The 19186-nt window shown below is 49.7% G+C and carries 13 protein-coding genes; 4 read left to right on the top strand and 9 right to left on the bottom strand.

Annotated features, from left to right (window positions below):
* Positions 1-46: 46 nt before the first annotated feature.
* Both FPG75_RS11235 and FPG75_RS11230 read right to left on the bottom strand, forming a co-directional pair.
* Positions 47-2095 (bottom strand): S9 family peptidase, encoded by a 2049-nt coding sequence (locus tag FPG75_RS11235; RefSeq protein WP_236652773.1) that lies wholly within the window; start codon positions 2093-2095, stop codon positions 47-49.
* Positions 2096-2309: 214 nt separating this feature from the next.
* Positions 2310-3695, bottom strand: coding sequence for a Gfo/Idh/MocA family protein (locus FPG75_RS11230; protein ID WP_143306949.1), 1386 nt, complete (start codon positions 3693-3695; stop codon positions 2310-2312).
* 196 nt (positions 3696-3891) lie between these two features.
* On the opposite strand from FPG75_RS11230, the gene FPG75_RS11225 reads away from it, so the two are divergent.
* Genes FPG75_RS11225 through FPG75_RS11215 form a run of 3 tightly spaced genes read left to right on the top strand, consistent with a single transcriptional unit; the run spans position 3892 to position 9096 of the window.
* A complete protein-coding gene (locus tag FPG75_RS11225; protein WP_143306948.1) occupies positions 3892-6663 on the top strand; it encodes a TonB-dependent receptor in 2772 nt (923 codons plus the stop codon).
* Positions 6664-6674: 11 nt separating this feature from the next.
* On the top strand, positions 6675-8045 hold the full coding sequence (locus FPG75_RS11220; RefSeq protein WP_143306947.1) for a hypothetical protein: 1371 nt from the start codon (positions 6675-6677) through the stop codon (positions 8043-8045).
* 1 nt (position 8046) lies between these two features.
* On the top strand, positions 8047-9096 hold the full coding sequence (locus tag FPG75_RS11215; protein ID WP_143306946.1) for a phytase: 1050 nt from the start codon (positions 8047-8049) through the stop codon (positions 9094-9096).
* Positions 9097-9210: 114 nt separating this feature from the next.
* Here the strand turns inward: FPG75_RS11215 and FPG75_RS11210 are convergent, their stop codons facing one another.
* The 6 genes from FPG75_RS11210 to FPG75_RS11185 form a co-directional block, all read right to left on the bottom strand.
* Entirely contained in the window at positions 9211-9975 is a 765-nt protein-coding gene (locus FPG75_RS11210) for a succinate dehydrogenase/fumarate reductase iron-sulfur subunit (RefSeq protein ID WP_143306945.1), read from the bottom strand.
* A 63-nt stretch (positions 9976-10038) separates the two neighbouring features.
* Entirely contained in the window at positions 10039-12012 is a 1974-nt protein-coding gene (locus tag FPG75_RS11205) for a fumarate reductase/succinate dehydrogenase flavoprotein subunit (RefSeq protein ID WP_143306944.1), read from the bottom strand.
* A 19-nt stretch (positions 12013-12031) separates the two neighbouring features.
* Positions 12032-12715, bottom strand: coding sequence for a succinate dehydrogenase cytochrome b subunit (locus FPG75_RS11200; protein WP_143306943.1), 684 nt, complete (start codon positions 12713-12715; stop codon positions 12032-12034).
* 100 nt (positions 12716-12815) lie between these two features.
* The gene (locus FPG75_RS11195) at positions 12816-13379 is read right to left on the bottom strand and encodes a hypothetical protein (protein WP_143306942.1); all 564 of its coding nucleotides are present in this window, start codon (positions 13377-13379) and stop codon (positions 12816-12818) included.
* Positions 13380-13392: 13 nt separating this feature from the next.
* Positions 13393-14211, bottom strand: a complete 819-nt coding sequence (murQ, locus tag FPG75_RS11190; protein ID WP_143306941.1) for an N-acetylmuramic acid 6-phosphate etherase — start codon at positions 14209-14211, stop codon at positions 13393-13395.
* 21 nt (positions 14212-14232) lie between these two features.
* Complete coding sequence (locus FPG75_RS11185) at positions 14233-15081, bottom strand: N-acetylglucosamine kinase (protein ID WP_143306940.1); 849 nt, start codon at positions 15079-15081, stop codon at positions 14233-14235.
* A 159-nt stretch (positions 15082-15240) separates the two neighbouring features.
* Between FPG75_RS11185 and FPG75_RS11180 the strand changes: the two genes are divergently transcribed.
* Complete coding sequence (locus FPG75_RS11180; RefSeq protein WP_236652772.1) at positions 15241-16848, top strand: S41 family peptidase; 1608 nt, start codon at positions 15241-15243, stop codon at positions 16846-16848.
* A 186-nt stretch (positions 16849-17034) separates the two neighbouring features.
* Here the strand turns inward: FPG75_RS11180 and FPG75_RS11175 are convergent, their stop codons facing one another.
* Positions 17035-19152, bottom strand: a complete 2118-nt coding sequence (locus tag FPG75_RS11175) for a carboxy terminal-processing peptidase (protein ID WP_143306938.1) — start codon at positions 19150-19152, stop codon at positions 17035-17037.
* Positions 19153-19186 lie beyond the last annotated feature (34 nt).

The following is a 19186-nucleotide window of genomic DNA, read 5'->3' as shown; positions in this document are numbered from 1 at the left end:
CCAATTATAAAGCAGGCTGACCTCATTTAGGTCAGCCTGCTTTTTTTTATTGTTCTTCCAGTTTCAGCAGGAAGGCATATTCCAAAGCTATTTCTTTCAACATCGTGAAGCGCCCGGAGGAGCCACCATGGCCGGCATCCATGTTGGTATGCAACAGGAGCAGGTTTTTGTCGGTTTTCATATCGCGTAATTTGGCCACCCATTTTGCAGGCTCCCAATATTGCACTTGCGAATCGTGCAAACCTGTGGTGACAAGCAAATTCGGATAGGCAATGCGTTCCACATTATCATAAGGAGAATATGACTTCATGTAATCATAGGAATCTTTATTCTTTGGATTGCCCCATTCATCAAATTCACCGGTGGTCAGCGGGATACTTTCATCGAGCATGGTGGTTACTACATCTACGAAAGGCACCTGCGCAATAACGCCGTGCCACAGTTCGGGGCGCATGTTGGTTACGGCGCCCATCAGCAGGCCGCCGGCGCTGCCGCCCTGTGCATACAGGTGCTCCTTGGTAGAATATTTTTGGGCCAGCAGATAATCTGCGCAATCAATGAAATCAGTAAAGGTGTTTTTCTTTTTAAACATCTTGCCATCTTCATACCATTGGCGGCCCATTTCCTGTCCGCCGCGAATATGTGCGATCGCAAAAACGAAACCGCGATCGAGCAGGCTCAGGAGGTTGGAATTGAAACCCGGATCGATGCTATGGCCGTAAGATCCGTATCCATAGAGCAAGAGCGGGCTTTTGCCATTCTTCTCAAATCCTTTTTTGTACACCACCGAGATGGGCACTTTAGTGCCATCTTTTGCGGTGGCGTATAATCTTTCAGAAATATAATTCTTCGGATCGTAGCCGCCCAGTACTTCCTGCTGGCGTTTCAGTTCACTCTTGCCGGTTTCCATATTGTAATCGTAGATGGAGCTGGGCGTAGTGAGCGAAGTGTAGAAATAGCGCAGCTCTTTGCTATCCATTTCCGGATTGACGCTGATACCGGCGGTATAGGTAGGCTCTGCGAAGGGCAGGTATTTTTCCTGGTGTGTTTTGGTGTTGATGATACGCAGCTGTGTGAGGCCGTTCTTACGTTCTTCCAGCACCATATAATCTTTGAAGAGGCTGAGATCTTCCAGCAGCACATCGCTGCGGTGCGGGATCAGCTCTTTCCAGTTTTCGCGGGAGGTCTTGTCCAGCGGGCATTCCATCAGGCGGAAGTTCAGCGCGTTCCAGTTGGTGCGCACATAGAATTTATCATCTTTATGATCCACATCATACAGCATATCTTTTTGCCGTGGCTGGAAAATGCGAAATTCGCCATCTGGTTTGGCTGCATCCAGTATGAGGTTTTCCGACGACAAGGTGCTGCTGCTGTTGATGACGATATACTTTCCTGATTTTGTTTTGGCCACGCTCACGTCGAAGGTTTCATCTTTTTCGTGGAACATTTCTTTATTCTGGGCATTGCCGAGCGCATGACGCATGATGCGGTCTGCGCGCAGTGTAACGGTATCTTTGGTGGTATAGAACACCGTTTTGTTATCGTTGGCCCAGATAGCGTTGCCAGTGGTTTCGTGTATCTCATCTTTCAGCGCTTCGCCTGTTTCCAGGTTTTTGAAGCGCAGCACATATCGGCGGCGGCTTACGGTATCGATGCCATAGGCCAGCATTTTGGTATCGGGGCTTACACTGATACCTGCCACCTGGCAATAGGCATGGCCTTGCGCCAGTTCATTCACATTGAGCACGATCTGTTCATCTGCTTCCAGGCTGCCTTTTTTGCGGCAATAGATGGGATATTCTTTTCCTTTTTCGTAGCGGGTATAATAATAGAATCCATTTTTGAGATAGGGAACGCTCATATCCGTTTCTTTGATACGGCCTTTCATTTCATCGAAGAGCTTTTCGCGGAGTTTGGCTTCTGGCGCCATGATCGTGTCCAGGTAAGCGTTTTCGGCTTTCAGGTAATCGATCACTTTAGGGTTTTCGCGTTCGTTGAGCCAATAATAATTATCAATGCGGGTATCTCCGTGGATGGTCAGTTCTTTAGGTATTTTCTCTGCTACTGGCGGTGTTGCTTTTTCCTTTTCGTTCATAGTCTTTTTATTTTCTTTACAGGACAATAACACAATTCCCAACAGCAAACAAACATAGTTTCTTATCATGGGTGCGTTTTTAGGGAAATTACAACATTTAGGGATTTCTTGATTTAGGGATTTCTTGATTTACGAATTTGAGAATTTAAATTTCCATGAAGATTTACATGGAATTTAAATTCTCAAATTCGTAAATCAAGAAATCCCTAAATATTTAAAGCGTTTTCATAGTCACCGGGTTCCAGTCGATTACTTTTTTGCTGAAGTAGCTTTCGTTGGTAAGCAGTGCGGGGCCTGCGGCGCGGAGGCCGAAGGTGGCGTCTTCTACTACAGGTTTGCCGCTGCGGATGGATTCAAAGAAGTTGATGAAGTGATCGAGCCGGTCGTCGTAGCCTTTGGGCGCTGCGTATGCGGAGGAAGATTCGATGGTTTGTCTTTTCGAGGCCGGGTATTTGGCATCGTATGCTTTTACGAATTGTTCCTGCATGGCTTTCGGGAAAGCGTTGTAGGTATCCCATCCGCCATAGCCGGGCGCTTCAGGTAGTTTGTGCTTTTTAATTTTGAAATCGTTCCAGCCGAGTTCGAGTACGCCTTCGGTGCCGATGAGGCGCGTGTATTCACCGCCGCCGCTGCCGTCGGCGAAGTTGACGCGCAGCGTCATCTGGAAGGCAGGATGCTCCTTGGTTTCCGGGTAGTCGAAGATAGCCACTACTACATCCGGCACATCGCGGCCATCTTTCCATTGCACGAGGTTGCCGCTGGCATAGATGCGGCTGGGGCCTAATGAGCCGGTGATAAAGTGCAAGCCGGAGATGAGATGCACAAAGAGATCGCCGGGAATGCCGGTGCCATAAGCGCGATAATTACGCCAGCGGAAGAATCGCACGGGATCGAAAGGCACTTTGGCAGTGTCTTTCAGGAAGGTATCGAAGTCGATCGTTTTGGGTGATGCATCGGGTGGAATGGAATATTGCCAGGCGCCCAGTGCGCTGTGGCGATCCATGCGCGCCTCTACAACATTGAGCTGGCCTATCTCTCCGGCTTTATAACGTTTACGCGCCTCCGCTAATGCAACGCTGCTCACACGCTGGCTGCCTACCTGGAATATCATTTTGGTGCGTTGCTGCGCTGCAATCACCTGATGACCTTCGTCGATCTGTTGCACCATCGGCTTTTCGCAGTAAACGGCTTTGCCGGCTTCCATGGCGGCGATGGAGATGGTATCATGCCAATGGTCGGGCGTAGCGATGATGATGGCGTCGATATCTTTGCGGTGCAGCAACTCGCGGTAATCACGCGTGGTGAATACATTCGGGCCGAACTCTTCTTTTACGCGGGTGAGATGGCCATCGTAAAGATCGGCGGCGGCTACAAATTCCACACCCGGTACCTTGATGGCGGTTTGCACATCGCCGAAGCCCATGATGCCCATGCCTACAGCGGCTACACGGATCTTGTCGTTAGCGGAAATTCTGTTATCCGTTGATAACAATTGAACGGGTTCATGGTCCTTTCCTATGGCGGCCAGCTGGCCAATGCCCAGCAGCGCTGCAGTACTGCCGAGGTGTTTGATAAATTTTCTGCGGGATTGATCAGACATAATTCTCTGCATTTTTACGTGGAAATCGCATGATAATAAAAATCTGCCGGAATAAAGAATAACATCGTATGAACGGTATTCATCTCTCTGAAAAAATCTTAATATAAACTTCATAATTCTTTCATAATTCCTTAACTGGTCTCATACCCGGATACTGCGGGAAGCGAGCTTATTTCGCTCTCAAATAACAACCTATATGAGACGAACTTTAACCCTGCTGTTCCTGCTAACAGCCGGCAGTACTGTAGCACAAACTGTCACCGGCTTCAAAGGGATCATCACAGACAAGCAAAGCGGCGAGCCGCTCGTGGGCGCTACCGTGAAGCTGAAAGGCGCACAGTACGCCAGCGCCGGCACCACCGGCCTCGATGGCAGCTTCCTGTTCAAGAACATCCCGGAAGGCGATTACGAACTGAAAGTAAAAGACATGGGGCATCACGAAATTGAACAACATGTTCACTGCAACAAAGGGCAATTGCTCACGCTTCAACTGGCGATGGATACCAGGGACGTATCCCTGCAAACCCATACGGTGAAAGGAAAGGGCGATAAAGGCAATGAACAGGCCGCCCTCAAAAGTATCCAGAAAGCAGACCAATTGCTGAACACCGTTTCTGCCAATGCCATCCAGCTTTCTCCCGACATCACCATCGCGAACGTGATGCAACGCGTATCGGGCGTATCTTTGGAGAGAAGTAATAATGGAGATGGACAATACGCCATCATCCGCGGTATGGATAAACGTTATCAATACACGCTGATCAATGGTGTGAAGATCCCCAGCCCGGATAACAAAAACCGTTACGTACCGCTGGACATCTTTCCAGCCGACCTGGTAGACCGCCTCGAAGTATATAAAACGCTGACGCCCGCCATGGAAGCCGATGCCATCGGCGGCGCCACCAATATGGTGATGAAAGACGCTCCCAACCGTTTTGTATTGAATGCCAACGCAGCTATCGGTTACGCACAAACGCTTTTCAATAATGACTATCCCCGTTTCGACCGCAGCGCTTCTTCAAAATTATCTCCGCGCATTAGCAACGGAAACAGCTACGAAGCAAATATCAAAGACTTCCCGAACAATCCCTTGCACTATACTACCGGCAAAGCGCCACTGTCCAGCGTTTTCGGCCTGAGCCTCGGAGGCCGCAGCCGTAATAAAAAACTGGGCGGCATCGCGGGTATCAGCTATCAGAACACCTACCGCTATAATGAAGGCCTGTTCCTCTCTACAGAAGTAGACCGCACCACCAACCAACCTGCATTCACCGCGGCAGAAAGCAGGCAATATGCTATCCAGCAACAAAGACTTGGATTACATGGTAAAGCAGATTATCAATTTAATGATGATCAACAAATATCCTTGTATGCCGCTTACATGAACCTCGGACAAAATCTCTTCCGTTTCAGTTCAGATACCAGCCTGGAACTGGGCCGTACCGGCCCTGGCAGCGGCAGGATCAGCAACCAATACCGCAGCGAACGCACCGTGAACGAAATTGCCAATATCACCTTACATGGCGATCATAAACTGGCCAGGCATCTGCATATGAACTGGTCGGCCGTATGGTCCAGCGCTACCGCCAATCTCCCTGACCGCACTGAATTAAAACTCACCACCGGCGTTACCAAACAGAAAGACAACAGTCTGCAACAAGAACCTGTATTACTCGATGCCCTCAATGGCGTTACGCACGAATGGGCGCGCAACAAGGATGAAGATAAAAGTGCTTATCTCAACTTTATCTATTCTCCCAGGATCGCGGGCATTAAAACAGAGATCTCCGCAGGCGGTATGTACCGCGATAAACAACGCCGCAGTAATTACGATGAATATGCATTACGTCCAGACTCTACCACACAGCAGTTCTTCAATGATATCGATAAACATACGCTCAGTGTGTTCACCAGGCTGGGCACTTTTGATAATGCGCTGAACTATCATTTCACAGAAAAGGTAGGCGCTTATTATGCACAGGTGAAGTTCAGCACCGGCCGCCTGCAAACCCTTGCTGGCGTGCGTGTAGAGCATACCTCCGAATCATGGCGCTCCGATGTGAGCGAGCTGGTAGCAGGCAAAACCGGCAGCATCAAATATTACGATGTAATGCCCAGCCTGCATCTCAAATATTCTCCTGATCAACGTCAGAACATCCGTTTGTCGTATTACTCCGCGATCAGCCGGCCAGGGTTTTATGAAGTGATACCACATATCGGCGGCGATCCCGAAGCAGATTATACTGAAAAAGGTAATCCTAACTTGAAACGCGCCACTTCCGACAACTTCGATCTGCGTTATGAATTTTTCCCGAAAGGACTGGATCAATTGCTTGCAGGCATTTTCTACAAACGTATTCAGAATCCGATAGAAGCCGCGCTGGTACAGGAAGGCCGCAATATTTATTTCATGAGCAACAACTTTGGTACTGCTACCAACTATGGCCTGGAAGTAGATGTTGCGAAATACATCCGCAAATTTGGCGTGCGTGCCAACTATACTTATACCAATTCATCTATCAGCAGCAATAAAGCGCTATGGTTCCGTCAGGAAGATGGTAATGTTACACAGAAGACCGTTAGTCAAACCAGGCCATTGCAAGGACAATCCCGTCACGTCGCCAACTTCTCTTTGCTGTATAAAGACACCAAAAGCGGTACAGACGCGCAATTGGCGATGGTGTATACGGGTGAGCGTATCGACAAGGTATCTCCTTATCTCGATAATGATATCTGGCAAAAATCCTTCGTACAACTCGATCTCTCCCTGCAACAAAAGATCTGGAAAAATCTTTCTCTTTACGCCAAGGTGGGCAACCTGCTGAACACACCTTACGAGCTGTTCATCAAACATAAAAATGATGACAACAAAGCCGGCGTGCCGCATCAGGAAACAGGTAAGAACATCCTTGTACGTAAAAGCACCTATGGCCAGACTTACCTGCTGGGCCTTCGTTTCAAGATTTAAAACCATTATGTATGCAATTCAACAAACACATCATAGCAGCTATTTGCAGCGGTATCATGCTTTCTTCCTGTCATAAAGATGCGGAAGTGCTCATCTCCAAACCAGTAGTGAAGCCAAGCAAACCGATCACGTCAGATACCTTGTCGGGCAGTATACAAGGCACTTTACTCGCAGGCAAAACTTATTACTTTGCGACGGATATCACGATCAATGATGGAGACACGCTGGTGATGCAAAGCGGTGTAAAGCTCATCGCGCTCGGTGATGGCAGCAGTCAGCTCAAGAGCCCGCAGATCACGGTGAACGGGAGTTTCATCAGTTTAGGCACCAAAGAGGCGCCTAATTATATCACCGTTACTGATTCGCTGCGCAAACCTGCCAATGCTTTCAAAGGCATCTGGGGCGGTATCCAGTGCACGCCGGTGCAAGGCAAATCCGGTGGCGATCTCGTATTAAAATGGACGCACGTAGAATTTGCCGGCGGCCCGGTTGCAGTAGGCAATGATGTTTACAAAGCAGGCGATCCGCGCTATATGATCTATTTCGCCAATGTAGACAAGAATTTTATTCTGGAAGATAGCTGGATCACCGGCAGTAAAGATGATGCCATCCGCATTGACGGCGGCAAGATCAGCGTGATGCGTAACACCTTCGAGATGTGCGGCGAGAAAGGCGGTGAGGCGCTCAATATTAAATCAGGCACCGTGGGCGATGTAGCTTACAACTTCGCTACCGGCACTGCTACCAATGCTTTCAAAGTGGCCAATACCGGCGATAAAACCATTCAAACCAATATCTACGTGTATAATAACACGATGGTGAACTGTGGCTTCCGCCAAACCAAGGAAGGCCGCGGTGGCGGTATCAACTTTGAAGCGCTCGGTAAAGGCAAGGCATTCAATAACCTGTTCATCAATTGCCGTGTGAGCCTGCGTATCGTAGGGGGCGCCACTGGTGCGGATCTTGCAAACCTCGCCTATGGTAACAATCTTTTCTACGGTAACGCCTATACGCTCGTCAATCAGTTCTATGCTACGGATGCCGCTTCCAACGCTACTTTTCAAGCAAGCGATATACATGGCGATGTGAAACAGAACGATCCCCTGTTTTATGCTTACGATGTGAACCAGTTTGACTATACCACACTAGGAGGCACTACCAAGGCCAATGCTACCACCTGGAAGCAGCAGCCACTGGCGCTGTTGCAGCAAGGTACTTCTAATTACCGCATCAAGGCCAGTTCGCCGGCAGCGGGAAAAGGCAATATTACTTTTTCACCCTTACGCACCACTACCCTCACCGGCGAATATGCCGCCGATGTAATGGCGCCTGGTAAAGACCTTGGCGCCTACCAGGTAGATGGCAGCGGTAACCAACACTGATATGAAATACATGTATTTACTGGGAGCAGCCGCAGTGCTGCTCTCTTGCAAAGGCTCGCACAAAAAGGCCATCGCCAAAGCGGCCACTGATGCGCTGCAACCTGCCGTGATCACGGAGGCTACACAGTATGATACCGATGATCCTGCCATATGGATCAACAAGGCCGATAGCTCCAAAAGCCTGATCGTAGGCACCGACAAAAACAGCGACGGCGCCCTGTATGTGTACGACCTCAACGGCAAGGTGGTAAAAAAAGTGGCCGGCCTGAAACGCCCTAACAATGTGGATATCGCCTATGGCCTGCCACTCGGTTCACAACGTATAGACGTTGCCGTTACCACCGAGCGTGAAACCAACAAATTGCGTATCTATCGCCTGCCGGATATGACGCCTGTTGACAATGGCGGTATCGAAGTATTTGCCGGCGAAGCAGAGCGGCGGCCCATGGGCATCAGCATGTATACCCGTTCTTCAGATTCGGCCATCTTCGCGGTGGTAAGCCGTAAAAGCGGGCCTGCCAAAGGTTATCTGTGGCAATACCAGTTGAATGGAGATAAAGGATATATAACTGGAACGGTTGTACGAAAATTTGGTAATTACAGTGGCAAGAAAGAGATAGAAAGTATCGCAGTAGATAATGAACTGGGGTATATCTACTATTCAGATGAGCAAACCGGTGTGCGCAAATATTACGCTGATCCTGCACGCGGCGACAGCGAACTGGCATTGTTTGGTCAGGGCCAGTACAAAGCGGACAACGAAGGCATCAGCATTTATAAAACCGGCGACAGCACCGGTTACATCCTCGTATCCGACCAGGATGCCAACGCGTTTAACGTATATGCCCGCGAAGGCAGCAAGGGCGCGCCGCATCAGCATACGCTGATCACCCGCATTCCGGTGGCGGCCATCAACAGCGATGGTTCTGATGTTACCAATGTGAACCTCGGCCCGAAGTATCCGCAAGGTATCTTTGTAGCCATGAGCACCGACCGTACCTTTCATATTTACGACTGGCGCGAGTTGATGGCGAGGATCCAGCAACATTAAAAGAAAACGCCGGCACAAAATGCCGGCGTTCTCTTTAATACTAATTCTTCCATTTATGCAAAAGCCTCTTCCCATTATGGCAGGAAGAGGCTTTTATATTGCATCATTAAGTCCTTATTTCTCGGTGGTGAAACCTGCTGCAATAAACTCCCTGTTGAGGCGGGCGATATTGGTGAGCGAGATTTCTTTCGGGCATTCCGCTTCGCAGGCGCCGGTGTTGGTGCAGCTGCCGAAACCTTCCTTATCCATCTGTGCCACCATGTTGAGTGCGCGTGTTTTCTTTTCAGGATGGCCTTGCGGCAACAGCGCGAGCTGTGATACTTTCGCAGAAACGAAGAGCATGGCAGAAGAGTTCTTACATGCTGCCACGCAGGCGCCGCAACCGATACAGGCGGCAGCAGCAAAAGCGGCATCTGCTTTATCTTTATCTACAGGGATGTTATTGGCATCCTGCGCATTACCGGTATTTACAGAGATATAGCCACCCGCTTCGATGATACGGTCGAAAGCACTTCTGTCGACAGTAAGATCTTTCAACACCGGGAAAGCGCCTGCCCTCCAGGGTTCTACGGTGATGGTATCGCCGTCTTTGAAAGCGCGCATGTGCAGCTGGCAGGTAGTGGTACCATCCCAGGGGCCGTGTGCGCGGCCATTGATATGCATGGAGCACATGCCACAGATGCCTTCGCGGCAATCGTGGTCAAATGCGATCGGATCTTTTCCTTCGTTGATCAGTTCTTCATTCACTACGTCGAACATTTCCAGGAAAGACATTTCGGAAGAGATGTTTTTTGCCTGGATGGTATCAAATCTACCCTGATCGTTTTTGTTTTTCTGCCTCCACACTTTTAATGTGAGGTTCATGTTATAATGTTCCATATATGCTTGGACAATTATTTGATTTATAATCCTGGCCGTTCATCAGTGATCAGCCAATAACCATTATTTATAGCTACGTTGAGTAGGTTTACATTCTACAAATTCCAGCGGTTCTTTGTGGAGTTCGTACTGGCCATCGCCTTTGTATTCCCAGGCAGCTACGTAGCTGAAGTTCTCGTCGTCGCGTTTTGCTTCGCCGTCTTCTGTTTGCGACTCTTCGCGGAAATGGCCACCACAGGATTCGCGGCGGTTCAGCGCATCGATGCACATCAGTTCGCCCAGCTCGAGGAAGTCCGCCACACGGCCGGCTTTTTCCAGTTCGGGGTTGAACTCTTTCAGTTCGCCCGGGATGCGTACATCTTTCCAGAACTCGGCGCGCAGCGCTTTGATCTCTTCGATCGCCTCTTTCAGACCTTGCTCGTTACGTGCCATACCGCACTTGTCCCACATGATCTTGCCGAGTTTTTTATGGAAGAAGTCAACAGACTTGGAACCTTTGATATTTATCAGTTTGCTGAGGGTATCCTGTACTTTCTTTTCTGCTTCTGCGAATGCAGGGTGGTCAGTAGGAATTGCTTTGGTACGGATCTCATCAGCGAGGTAGTTACCGATGGTGTAAGGGATCACGAAGTAGCCATCAGCGAGGCCCTGCATCAGTGCGGAAGCGCCGAGGCGGTTAGCGCCGTGGTCGGAGAAGTTGGCTTCACCAAGGGAGTACAGGCCGGGAACGGTGGTTTGCAGTTCATAGTCCACCCACAGGCCGCCCATGGTGTAGTGTACCGCAGGATAAATACGCATTGGCGTTTCGTAAGGATTTTCACCAGTGATCTTCGCATACATATCGAAGAGGTTACCGTATTTCTCTGCTACTACTTCTTTACCCAGTTTGATGATCTCTTCTTTGGAGAGGTTGGTCAGCTGGCGTTTACCGGCTTCGATGTTACCGTAACGTTCGATCGCTGCGGCGAAATCGAGGTATACCGCCTGTTTGGAGGTACCTACGCCATAGCCGGCATCGCATCTTTCTTTTGCTGCACGGGAGGCCACGTCGCGGGGAACGAGGTTACCGAATGCTGGGTATCTTCTTTCCAGGTAATAGTCCCTTTCTTCTTCGGGGATATCGCTGGCTTTGCGGTTATCGTCTTTTTTCTTGGGCACCCAGATACGGCCGTCGTTACGCAGTGATTCTGACATGAGGGTCAGTTTGGACTGATGGTCGCCGGATACGGGGATACAGGTCGGGTGGATCTGTGTAAAGCAGGGGTTGGCGAAGTAAGCACCGTTCTTGGTGGCTTTCCAGGCTGCTGTTACGTTAGAGCCCATAGCGTTGGTGGAGAGGAAGAACACGTTACCATAGCCACCGGAGCAGATGAGCACTGCGTGGCCGAAGTGGCGTTCCAGTTCGCCGGTAACGAGGTCGCGGGCGATGATGCCGCGTGCTTTACCATCGATCTTCACTACGTCGAGCATTTCATGGCGGCTGTACATTTTCACGTTACCGAGAGCTACCTGGCGTTCCAGTGCGGAGTAGGCGCCGAGCAGCAGCTGCTGGCCGGTTTGGCCGGCGGCGTAGAAAGTACGTTGTACCTGCGTACCACCGAAAGAGCGGTTGCTGAGCAGGCCGCCATATTCGCGGGCAAAGGGAACACCTTGTGCCACGCATTGGTCTATGATGTTGCCACTTACCTCTGCCAGGCGATGCACGTTGGCTTCGCGGGCGCGGTAGTCGCCACCTTTTACTGTGTCGTAGAACAGGCGGAATACAGAGTCGCCATCGTTCTGATAGTTTTTAGCCGCATTGATACCACCCTGGGCAGCAATACTGTGCGCACGGCGCGGGCTATCCTGAAAGCAGAAGGCTTTAACCTTATAACCCAGCTCACCCAATGAAGCTGCCGCTGAAGCGCCGGCCAGGCCCGTACCAACGATGATCACTTCGATGTTACGTTTGTTGGCAGGGTTTACCAGTTTACAATGTCCTTTATAATCTTCCCATTTGGAGGCTAATGGTCCGGCAGGAATTTTCGCATTCAACATATATCCTTACTTTACAGAATTATTTAAAATAGATAAACACGGGAATAATGGCGAAACCAACGGGGATGGCTATACCAAATATCCATACGCCGATGAAATTGATGATCCCGTTATATTTTTTATGATTCAGGCCGAAAGTCTGGCAAGCGCTCTTGAAACCGTGGATCAGGTGGAAAGACAGGCCGATCATACCGATCACGTACAAGGCCACCAGCCAGCCGTTTTTGAATGTTTCATAAGATAACCTGTAAAGATCTTTCAGTGGCTCTTCAACACCGGCGTAAGTTTGAGTGGGCATATCTGTGTAGTGGAATTTGGCCCAGAAGTTAGCGAGGTGGATAACGATGAAGATGAAGAGAATGCTTCCCATGATGGCCATCTGGCGGCTGAACCAGGAAGAAGTTTTGTTGCCTGGGCTCACCGCATATTTCACGGGGCGGGCAGCCCTGTTGCTGAAAGTGAGCTGCAATGCGATAAAGGCGTGGAGGAGGATCACCACTTTAAGTCCCCATGCAATGAACTGAATCAGGCTGTTGTGGCCCATAAATGCCGCATAAGTGTTAAACGCCTTTCCCTGGTCGTTATACAGCAGCTGGATGTTACCCGCCAGGTGCACGATCACGAAACTACAGAGAAACAAGCCGGTAGCACCTACCAATAACTTTTTACCAATAGAGGTATTAAAGAACTGTGACCACTTCATAAGTAAAAATCTAAGCTTCCTAGTATAAAAAGATGTTTTGAAATGTCGGGCAAATTTAACGCAGGAAAAATTAAAACCAAATGATATTTATCAGGAAAACCTATTCCAGACGCCGTAACATGATGTTATCCACCATGTTAAACAGATGAAGCGGCTGATATGTTCGCCAGCGGTCGTCGTCCAGCAGCGTGATGTAGTTGTTCAGCCGTGCACGCTCAAACTCCTGGCGGGTTTGCTCCGGCATGTTGAGAGCGGCTATCCATCCCCCTTCATCCCGGATATCGTCCCACCATTCTTCATAATAACAATCATCTGATGAATGGAAATTCATCACATTCTCTGCAATTAAAATATATTTGGTGATGCCCTCGGCGATCATCACGTCGATCACCTCCCGTTTGAGTGTCATAATATCATTATCGATCGCATCGTTCCATTCTCCCAGCAATTCAATGATGGCAAAATTGAACTGATAATCTGCATATAATATTTTTATATAGAGATTACGCGATCCGAATTCATCCCATTGGGGATGCACATAATAATTATATACGGTATTGGAATATTCAAATTCACTGTATTCACGGCCATAGAAGGGCGATAGCTCATCGTCTTCGGCCGTGTATAAATGCCGCCAATTGTAATATGGCTCTATATCATGCATAATCTTGTTTACATCAGGCTTTTGCAAAATCGTCAACCGCCTTTTTTACGCTGCCCGCTTTGAGCAGCAGGCGTTGGGCTTCTTCATAGTCGGTGAGCTGGAGTTTCTCCATCAGCATTTTCACGCCGCGATCCACCAGTTTCTCATTGCTTAATTGCATGTTCACCATTTTATTATCTTCTACCCTGCCCAGCTGTATCATCACGGAGGTGGAGATCATGTTGAGCACAAGTTTCTGCGCGGTGCCGCTTTTCATGCGGGTGCTGCCGGTGATGAACTCGGGGCCTACCACTACTTCCACGGGATAGTCGGCGGAGGCAGACACCGGGGAATCCGGGTTGCAACTGATGCTGCCGGTGATGATGCCGTTGCTGCGGCATTTGTCCAGCGCACCGATCACATAGGGCGTGGTACCGCTGGCGGCGATGCCCACCACTACGTCTTTATCCGTGATACCGAATTCCTGCAGGTCTTTCCAGCCCTGTTCGCGGTCATCTTCCGCAAACTCCACCGCCTTGCGGATGGCGGCATCGCCGCCGGCGATGATACCGATCACGAGGCCATGCGGCACGCCAAAGGTAGGCGGGCATTCAGAAGCGTCTACAATGCCCAAACGGCCGCTGGTGCCTGCTCCCATATAAAAGAGGCGGCCACCGGCCAACATTTTATCAGCGATAACGGCTACGAGCTTCTCGATCTGCGGAATGGCTCCGGCCACCGCCAGCGGCACCGATTGGTCTTCTTTATTGATATTGGTGAGCAATTCCTGCACACTCATTTTTTCCAGGTGCCGGTAGTGAGAAGTCTGTTCAGTTACTTTAACAAATGCCATGTTTACGCTGTTGAAAAATGATTAACTATGAAATACCAGCAAGCCATCCATCGGGGTGCGCAATACGCGTCCCATGGGCAGTTCGTACAGTTCGCACAACTCCCGCAGGATGTCCTGGAAGGCCCAGGCCACGCCGCCAGTGAAGTGCAGCGAAGTGGTCCAGCTCTCGCGGTATTTATAAATATGGTTAAAAAAGAAATCGTTTAATCCATCTTCCAGGATATTCTCCACCATGAAGTGTTCACGGTTCTCATCCAGGAAGATCGCAAAACCGGCCAGGTAGCGGTTAGCCAAGGGCTTCCGGTACACGTTTTCCAGTATTTCGTCTTTATTGGTCTGATACTTTTGTTCAAAGCGCATCTTCAGCTCTTCATCAAAAGTATTATACAGATAATATTGCAATACCTTCCTGCCAAGATAGGCGCCGCTGCCTTCATCACCTAGTACATATCCCAGCCCCGGGTTGTTCTTGACGATCTCCTTCCCATCATAATAACAGGAGTTGGAACCGGTGCCGAGGATGCTGGCGATGCCCGCCTCACGGCCACAGAGGGCGCGGGCGGCGCCCATCAGGTCATGGTTCACACTTATGTCAGCATCTTTCCATAGGGCTTTGAGGGCCCCTTCCACCAGCTGCACATTCTTCTGCTGTGCGAGACCGGTGCCATAGAAATGCACTTCATCGATATGTATACCTGCCGGCAGCTGCGGCAGCAACTCCTTTTCAAAGACGTCTTGTATATCAGCGGCCGACTGAAAATAAGGACTGATACCCTGTGTCCGGAAAACGCCGGTCGCACTTCCGCCAAGCAGGCCCCAATCGGCCTTCGTAGATCCACTATCAGCTATCAGCTTAATTTTTGCAGGCATGTCCGTTATTTTATCAAATTAAAGAATCGTAAAGGTTTGCTCCTGATTTATGCTATTTTTGTCACAATTTAAACAAAACGGTTCCATAAAAACAAATAGGACCTTTGAAGTTTAAGCGATAAAGATTGGTCATAATAATTAGCGGATAATAATCTGAATATGTCTAACAGGAAGCTGAATGTTTTTTTGCCTCTTTTATTTGCAGTCGTATTAGCCTTGGGCATGTTCCTCGGGCATAAGATGCCCGGATCCAATACCGGCGGCGCTACTGTCTTCTTTACAAAGCCCAACCGTGGTCCGTTACAGGAGATTATGGACCTGATCAATGCCAAATATGTTGATTCGCTCAATACCGACCAACTACAGCAGGAAGCGATCGAAGGACTGCTCGCCCACCTGGACCCTCACTCCATCTACATTCCCCCTTCGCAACTGCAACAGGTAAATGAAGACCTGGAAGGCAATTTCGAAGGCATCGGCGTAGAGTTCAATATTACGGCAGATACGGTGAACGTCGTATCTGTGCTGAGTGGCGGCCCCTCCGAAATCGCCGGCGTGCAAACGGGCGACAAGATCCTGAAAGTGAACGACAGCACCGTTGCGGGCAACAGCATCACACCGGAACGTATCCGCAAACTGCTCCGCGGCCCCGCCGGATCACTGGTAAAAACCACCATGCTGCGCCAGCAGAAACAAATACAGGTCACCATCAAAAGAGACAAGATACCGCTCTACAGCATCGATGCCAGCTACATGGCCGCTCCGGGCGTAGGCTATATCAAGATCAGCAAGTTCTCCGCCACCACCTACGATGAATTTATGAACGCCATGCGCAAACTCACCCGCGCCGGCATGAAAAAACTCATCATCGATGTGCGCCAGAACCCCGGCGGATTCCTCGACGCCGCCACCCGCATCGCCGATGAACTGCTCGATGAACCCAAACTGATACTCTATACCAAAGGAAAAGATTATCCGCGCACCGACTATAAAACCAAACGCCCCGGCATGTTCGAGAAAGGCGCCCTCGCCATCCTCACCGATGAAGGCTCCGCCTCCGCCAGCGAAATCCTCGCCGGCGCCATCCAGGACTGGGACCGCGGCACCATCATCGGCAGACGTACCTTCGGTAAAGGATTGGTACAGGAACAGTATGATCTCAGCAACGGCGGCGCCCTGCGCCTCACCGTAGCCCGCTACTATATCCCCTCCGACAGAAGCATTCAAAAGCCCTATGGCAAAGGCCATGAGGCATATGATGAAGATCTCATGGACCGCTACAACCATGGCGAACTGGTTAATAAAGACAGCATCCGTATCACCGATACCGTGCCGTATAAAACCCATTCCGGCCGCCGCGTATACGGCGGTGGCGGTATCACCCCGGATATCTTCGTGCCCTTCGATACTTCCCGTTTCACGCCGGCACTAACGGCCATGTACACACGAAATACCTTCAGCAATTTCGCCTATCAATATTATACCACTCACAAAGACGAGTTCAAACCGTACAAGAACGCTGAAGATTTCACCAAACAGTTCCAGGTAACGCCGGCCCTGTTCAACGACTACAAAACCTTCGCGAAAACCGACAGCATCCCGGGCCTCGACCACCTCAATACACACGACGAAACCCAGATCAAGGCCCGCCTCAAAGCCATGCTGGCGCGTCAACTGTACCGCACCGAAGGCTTCTACGAAACCATCAACGCCAATGATCCAGTGATCAAGAAAGCTATCGAAACTGTGGAGGCCGTGAAGGATTGAGACGGAGGTTGTCTTGCTCAGGATTATAATGATTGAAAGGATTACCAGGATTTTTTACTGACTTATAAAGATTAAAAAAGGATTCACGAAGATCAATCGCGAATCCTTTTTTAATCTTTATAAGTCAGTAAAAAATCCTGGTAATCCTTTCAATCATTATAATCCTGAGCAAGACAACCTCCGCGCTTACTGCGCTTTGCGATGCATCTTGGGATAAGTCTGAACGATCAGGTCATTCATTACGCTCACCGCTTCATCGAGATAGAAGTCTTTGGTTCTTGCCTTGAGCCAGTCCTTGTTACGGGCGATCTTGGCGGAGTCGCTACCCAGTTTCTCCATATCCATTTTGATGTTGCTGATGTTGAGCTCTTTCACTTTATCGTTGACAGCATCGTATTTCTTTAATGCGGCGGTATTGGATTTCTGTTCGTTCTTATAAGTTTGCAGGTTGAGAGAATAAGTTTCCTGCTTTTCCATTTTCTTCAAGGTGTTCAGGTTTTCGCTCAGCAGCTTGAAAGCCGGGCTGGCGGCCAATCTCTTTTCGCTGTTCTTCTTCAGCTGTTCTACGTTCACCGGGTTGTACCAGGGCGTGAAGCTGGCTTTGGGAATTTCGTCCCAGGCCAGTGCGTCGCTGTCTTTACGTTCGGCTACTTCGTAGTAAGGATCGGGCAGTACGATATCGGAAGCTACGCCTCTGCGCTGGGTAGAGCCGCCGTTAGCGCGATAGAATTTCTGCTGGGTAAGTTTCAGTGCGCCGAGGCTGGTGCCTTCTTTCACCGGATAGAAATCATCGAGATTGAAGAGACGCTGTACAGTGCCTTTACCGAAAGTCTGGGAGCTGCCAATGATCACAGCGCGTTTGTAGTCCTGCATGGCAGCGGCCATGATTTCGGAAGCAGAAGCGCTGTATTCATTTACCATAATGGCGAGCGGGCCATCATACTGAACATTTTTGTCGCGGTCGCGGAGCACTACGGCATCACCGCCCCTGGAACGTACCTGTACCACCGGGCCTTCCGGAATGAAGAGGCCGGCCATCTGCACTACATCCTGGAGGGAGCCGCCGCCATTGTAACGGAGGTCGAGGATGATACCTTCTACTTTTTCTGCTTTGAGTTTGGCCACTTCTTTGGCTACGTCGTCGGCACTGCGCGCGCCGTTACGGTCGTTGAAGTCGGCATAAAATTCAGGCAGGTAGATATATCCGATCTTGTGCGCGCCGTTGATGATGGCGGATTTGGCGAAAGTTTCCTCGGTTACGATCTCATCGCGAACGATGGTGATATCCTTGATGGTGCCATCCACGCTTTTCACGGTGAGCTTCACCGGCGTGCCTTTGTTACCACGGATCAGTTTCACGGCATCTTCCACCGGGTAACCGGTGATGTCAACAGGTTCCTTATCGCCTTGTGCTACTTTCAGGATCACGTCGTTTATTTTGAGCTGACCTTGTTTCCAGCTGGGGCTTCCGGTAACGATGCTCACAACTTTGATCTTATTATCTTCTTCTTTCAGCTGCGCACCGATACCAAAGAATTTACCGGCCATCTGCTCTTCGAATGCGCGTTTTTCGTCGGGCGGGAAGTAGTCGGTATGCGGGTCCATGGTAGTGGTGATCGCATTTACATAAAGGTTGAAGCGGTCGTTATCGTTCTGTTTATTTTTCAAGCGTTCGAAGTAGCGGTCGTACAGTTGTTTCACTTTGGCACGTGCTTCTGCTTCGAGTTGCGCATCTGTTTTGGATTTGGTGGCGCTATCTTTGGATTTTTCGCGCATGTCCATCAGGTCGGTCATCTTTTCGAGGGTGCGATATTTCAGCACTTTGCGCCAGGCTTCTTTGCGGGCGGCGTCATCAGCGGGATAATCGATTTTGTCGGCATCCAGTGTTACCTGTTCGTTCTGGGAGAAGTCGAAAGGTTTGGAGAGGATTTCCGGGTAGATGGCGGCTGCCTCGGCTACACGTTGTTTGATGATCTCGTTAGTGCGGCGGAAACAGTCCAGCGGCGCGCCTTTCAGCTCATCGTCGATATGCGTGGAGAGTGGCAGCAGGCTGTTCACATCACTTTTCAGGAAAAACTTTTTCTCTACATCCAGGCTACGAAGGTATTTATTGAAAACTTCTTTTGAGAAGGCATCATCGATCGGCTTGGGCTGATAGTGGCCTTCCTTCAGCATTTGTCCGACCAGGTTCATGATCACTTCATAACGACCGGGAGGGTCGTCATAATGTCCCAGCTTGTTAAAAGCCAACACGCCCGCGGAGATGCTGAGGAGCACTACCGGAATTATCACTTTCAGTCTCATATGATACTCAATTGAACAAAAATGTTATCTAACC

The organism is Chitinophaga vietnamensis, assembly GCF_902167635.1.
Taxonomy (GTDB): Bacteria; Bacteroidota; Bacteroidia; order Chitinophagales; family Chitinophagaceae; genus Chitinophaga; species Chitinophaga vietnamensis.
The sequence above is the reverse complement of the archived record's forward strand: the minus strand, read 5'-3'. Positions and strand labels throughout refer to the sequence as shown.

Bases quoted from the DNA above. Each gene is read 5' to 3' on its own strand.
- FPG75_RS11175 (WP_143306938.1), bottom strand. From the start codon at position 19,152: ATGAGACTGAAAGTGATAATTCCGGTAGTGCTCCTCAGCATCTCCGCG.
- FPG75_RS11180 (WP_236652772.1), top strand. From the start codon at position 15,241: ATGTCTAACAGGAAGCTGAATGTTTTTTTGCCTCTTTTATTTGCAGTC.
- FPG75_RS11205 (WP_143306944.1), bottom strand. From the start codon at position 12,012: ATGTTGAATGCGAAAATTCCTGCCGGACCATTAGCCTCCAAATGGGAA.
- murQ (WP_143306941.1), bottom strand. From the start codon at position 14,211: ATGGCATTTGTTAAAGTAACTGAACAGACTTCTCACTACCGGCACCTG.
- FPG75_RS11235 (WP_236652773.1), bottom strand. From the start codon at position 2,095: ATGAACGAAAAGGAAAAAGCAACACCGCCAGTAGCAGAGAAAATACCT.
- FPG75_RS11185 (WP_143306940.1), bottom strand. From the start codon at position 15,081: ATGCCTGCAAAAATTAAGCTGATAGCTGATAGTGGATCTACGAAGGCC.
- FPG75_RS11230 (WP_143306949.1), bottom strand. From the start codon at position 3,695: ATGTCTGATCAATCCCGCAGAAAATTTATCAAACACCTCGGCAGTACT.
- FPG75_RS11225 (WP_143306948.1), top strand. From the start codon at position 3,892: ATGAGACGAACTTTAACCCTGCTGTTCCTGCTAACAGCCGGCAGTACT.
- FPG75_RS11195 (WP_143306942.1), bottom strand. From the start codon at position 13,379: ATGCATGATATAGAGCCATATTACAATTGGCGGCATTTATACACGGCC.
- FPG75_RS11220 (WP_143306947.1), top strand. From the start codon at position 6,675: ATGCAATTCAACAAACACATCATAGCAGCTATTTGCAGCGGTATCATG.
- FPG75_RS11200 (WP_143306943.1), bottom strand. From the start codon at position 12,715: ATGAAGTGGTCACAGTTCTTTAATACCTCTATTGGTAAAAAGTTATTG.
- FPG75_RS11210 (WP_143306945.1), bottom strand. From the start codon at position 9,975: ATGGAACATTATAACATGAACCTCACATTAAAAGTGTGGAGGCAGAAA.
- FPG75_RS11215 (WP_143306946.1), top strand. From the start codon at position 8,047: ATGAAATACATGTATTTACTGGGAGCAGCCGCAGTGCTGCTCTCTTGC.